Source organism: Actinoplanes utahensis (assembly GCF_016862455.1).
GTDB classification, from domain to species: Bacteria; Actinomycetota; Actinomycetes; order Mycobacteriales; family Micromonosporaceae; genus Actinoplanes; species Actinoplanes utahensis.
This window is the reverse complement of record NZ_BOMZ01000134.1, coordinates 1-3,880: the sequence shown is the minus strand read 5'-3', so window position 1 is coordinate 3,880 and position 3,880 is coordinate 1. Positions and strand designations below refer to the sequence as shown.

General features: G+C 67.9%; 4 protein-coding genes. 1 reads left to right on the top strand and 3 read right to left on the bottom strand.

The window, feature by feature from the left end:
* Positions 1–174: 174 nt before the first annotated feature.
* The 3 genes from Aut01nite_RS42965 to Aut01nite_RS42955 form a co-directional block, all read right to left on the bottom strand.
* Positions 175–1,179 carry an NADPH:quinone oxidoreductase family protein gene (locus Aut01nite_RS42965; protein WP_063958852.1) on the bottom strand — a complete coding sequence of 335 codons (1,005 nt, stop codon included), beginning with the start codon at positions 1,177–1,179 and terminating at the stop codon, positions 175–177.
* A 150-nt stretch (positions 1,180–1,329) separates the two neighbouring features.
* The gene (locus Aut01nite_RS42960; RefSeq protein WP_043530800.1) at positions 1,330–1,905 is read right to left on the bottom strand and encodes a TetR/AcrR family transcriptional regulator; all 576 of its coding nucleotides are present in this window, start codon (positions 1,903–1,905) and stop codon (positions 1,330–1,332) included.
* Between the two features lie 108 nt (positions 1,906–2,013).
* Complete coding sequence (locus Aut01nite_RS42955) at positions 2,014–2,763, bottom strand: NADPH-dependent F420 reductase (protein ID WP_043530802.1); 750 nt, start codon at positions 2,761–2,763, stop codon at positions 2,014–2,016.
* 391 nt (positions 2,764–3,154) lie between these two features.
* On the opposite strand from Aut01nite_RS42955, the gene istA reads away from it, so the two are divergent.
* A partial coding sequence (istA, locus tag Aut01nite_RS42950; RefSeq protein ID WP_161790732.1) for an IS21 family transposase occupies positions 3,155–3,880 on the top strand: 726 nt, incomplete at its 3' end.

Sequence of the window (3,880 nt, the reverse complement as noted above, 5' to 3'; positions counted from 1 at the left end):
TACCACTGAGCCCGTGACTATCTCCGTGGTTCCCAACACCGTTTGAACGCTGCTTTTGACACCACTTGATCGTCGGTGGATTTCGTGTCGGCGAGTTTCGACACCAGAGCATCAGGTCGATCACCATACGGCGAGACGTCGTTGTGGATCGAGGGGGCAGCAGTTAGCCGCCGTCTACGGTGCGGCTTCGAGTTCGGCCGTTGAGGCCACGGTGACGACGGCTTGGCCGACGGCGTCACCGCTGCGGCTGGTGATGGCCGCGGGGACGTCGTCGAACGTGTAGTGGTCGGTGACGGGCGGGCTGATGGCGCCTTGCCGTAGGAGGTCGGCGAGGGCGTTGAGGGTTTCGTCGCGTTCGGTGTCGTGGCGGAAGGCGGACAGGGCTCCGCTGACGGAGTAGTCGTGGAACATGATGTGCTGGGGGTCGGGTTGGCCCCAGGTCCCGCTGGCGAAGCCGACCAACAGGACGCGCCCCGCTCGGGCGATGGCGTGCGTGGCCTGGTCGTAGGTTTCGCCGCCGACGGTGTCGTAGATGACGTCGGCGCCGTGGCCGCCGGTGAGGTCACGGACCGTGTCGGTGAGGGGCTGTTCGCGGAGGTTGATGACGTGGTCGGCGCCCTGGGCCTGGCAGAAGCGGGCTTTGTCATGGTTGCGGGCGGTGGCGATGACGGTGGCGCCGAGGGCTTGGCCGAGCTGGATCGCGGCGGAGCCGGTGCGTCCTGAGCCGCCGAGGACCAGCAGTGTCTCGCCGGGTTGGAGCGCGGCCCGGTGGGCTAGGCCGATGTGGGCGACGTGGAAGGAGCCGGGGAACCCGGCTGCCTGGCTGTCGGTGAGTTCCGGCAGGACCGGCACCGCCCCGATGGCCGGGCTGAGGGTGTACTCGGCGAGGCCGCCGATCGCGATGTCGGCGCGGCTGTTGCCCATGATCCGGGTGCCTACCGGGAAGGGGTAGCCGGAGCCGGCTTCCTCGACGATGCCCACGATCTCCTGGCCGGGAGACACCGGGGGTGCGGGGACGAAGGGGTAGCGGCCCTGGACCATCAGTAGGTCGGGAAGGGCCACACTGGCGGCCAGGACCCGCACACGTGCCTCTCGCGGACCCGGTTCGGGCAGGGCTACCTCGACCAGTTTCAGGACGGCCTGCGGCATGCCGAACTCTGTTGCTTGCCAGCGCTTCATGTCAGAACAGCTTTCTTGAAGAGGATGATTGCGTGGTAGGACTGAGCCTGGTTCACGGGCGTGGGCTGCTGCGACGGCATGATCATCAGTAGATCGCAGGTATGCGGTGCCTGGCGCTACCTCCGAGAGTCACAGCCCTGACGGGAGGGCTCAGGTGCGGAAGCCGTCCTGGAAGATGGCTCGCAGATTGTCCGGTGACGGCTCGTCGGCCAGCGAGGAGCCACGGACCCAGCTCAATGCGAGGGCCATCAGGAACAGGTCGAGAGGGCGCAGACCCTCGCGGGCCTTGCCGTCCCGCTGGGCCGCCTGCAGGAACTGTGCAGTCTGGTCGACGAACCCGGCGCAGGTAACGGCGAGGCGGTTCTGCACCCCGGTCATCGCCGTACGGACCGGTCCTGGAAAGCCCTCGAAGGCGCTGAAGAACTCCTCGACCACCACAAGCCAGGAGCACAGCGCCTCGCCGGTGTCGGCCAGCTGCTGGATTCGCTCGATCTCTGCTGCCATCTGGGTGGAGCGTTGCTCGACCAGTCCCGCGATCAGGTCGTCGCGGGTCGGGAAGTGGCGGTACAGCGTCGCGGACCCGACCCCGGCGTCGCGCGCGATCGCCTCCAGCGAGGCCCCGACGCCCGACTGCGCGAAGTGCCGCTCGGCCTCGGCCAGGATCAGCGAACGGTTGCGCTCGGAGTCGGAACGGATGCGCCGAACCCGCGCTGGGGGTGGAGCCATGTCGTGTCCTTCCCGTGGAGTCTGAGGATCCGTCGCCGGCTGTCCGGGGACCGGGTGAGCGGTCCCTGCGTGGCAGGTCAGCAAGCATGCCTTGCAGAGTGAGTGAACTTAGGCCGGATCCGGGGTCAGGGTGATGGCGCGGTGCAGCCGGACGGTGCTCTCCCGGTCCAAGGCGTCGCCGAAGGACACGAAGGCCTGCATGCACAGGTCACGGCGCAGCGGTGCATGCCGGCGGTCGGCACGTTCGACCGCTTGCAACAGGGCTTCGCGGGGCAGTTCGGTGCAGTAGGCGGCGGTGCCGGGGTGGGCGCGCCAGGTGTTGTCCAGCCCGCCGATGTCGACCGGGTCGAAGCCGGTGATGTCGGTCAGTTCCGCCGCGAGCCGCCGGGCGTCAGGGTCGTCGCCGGCGACGGGCAGGGCGATGCGTGCCGGGGTGCCCGCCGGGGCGCCCTTCTCGGCGAGGGTCTGGGCGAGGACGGCATTCCAGGCCTTGGTGACGGGGCGGCCGAGCTGCTCGGAGATCCAGTGGGCCTCGATCTGGCCGTCGTCGATGGCGGTGATGTGACCGTCGCGGTAGGGGTGGTAGTTCCCGGTGTCGATGACTGGCACGTCGTCGGGCACGCCGTCGAGGAGCGGGCGGATCGCCGCATAACTGTTGAGGTTGACCGTCGTGATGATCACGTCGACGTCGCGGACCGCGTCCGCCGTCCACGCCGCGGTGACACCGAGGGAGGCCGCGAGCTCGCGCAGCGTCTCAGGGCCGCGCGAGTTCGCGAGCTTCACGGCGTGGCCGTGGGCGGCGAACGCCTTTGCCAGGGGGATGCCGACGTTGCCGGCTCCGAGGATGGCGATCTTCACGGGAAAACCCTTCGAGGGACGACGGTGCACGTCAGAGCTGCCGGGCCTGGATGATCCCGGTTGGTCGAGGGATCACGATGGCCTTAGGTGGGGGCTTACCCCGGATATTAAGCAGGGGAGCCCCCCATTTAGCAATGTTGTCCGTCTCACGACGCCCTCGCGACGGCGCGTCAGCGCGCCCGAGGCCACCAATAGGAGCCTGAGTAGCCGTGGTGCCTGTCAGGGCACCGCGCAGCGGCCTGGCAGGCTCTGACGTGGGTTTTGTCCGTCTGTTTCGACACCACGGGAGGTTGACGCTCGAAGGGATGGATTCGATGTCCGCGAGTTTCGACACCATCCGTGGCGGTGGGAGCATCGGCTGACCCGAGACGGAGGCCGGCCGATGCCGCGGATGTCGAAGATCGAGTTGTTCGTGGCGATCCGCCGCGATCTCGCTGCGGGGATGTCGGGTCGGGCGATCGAGGAGAAGCACCGCGTCGGTCGTCGCACGGTCAGCGCGGCGATGGCGTCAGCGTTGCCGCCGCCGCGCAAGGCGATGCCGCCGCGAGGATCGAAGCTTGACCCGTTCAAGCCGGCGATCGACGACATCTTGCGGGCCGATCTTGATGCCCCGCGAAAGCAGCGGCACACCGTCCGGCGGATCTATCACCGGCTGCTCGACGAACACGGTATGGCTGACGTCTCCTACCAGGTCGTCCGGACCTACGTCGCCGACCGCAAGCCGAAGATCAGGGCAGAGTCAGGCCGCGGCCCGATCAAGGCGTTCTTCCCGCAGACTCACCGGCCGGGCGCCGAGGCTGAAGTCGACTTCGGCGAAGTCGTGATCAACCTGCGGGGCGAGCCCGTCACCTGCATGTTGTTCTCGTTCCGGATGTCCTTCTCCGGCAAAGCAATCCACCGGATCTTCGCCTCCGGCGGCCAGGAGGCGTTCTTCGAAGGCCACGTCCATGCGCTGAAGCGGCTCGGAGGGGCGCCGACCGGAAAAGTCCGATACGACAACCTGCGCTCCGCGGTCGCCAAGGTGCTCGGTTTCAGCCGGCAGCGCATCGAGACCCAACGCTGGACCGCGTTCCGCTCGCACTATGGCCTGGACGTCTTCTACTGCCAGCCAGGGCAT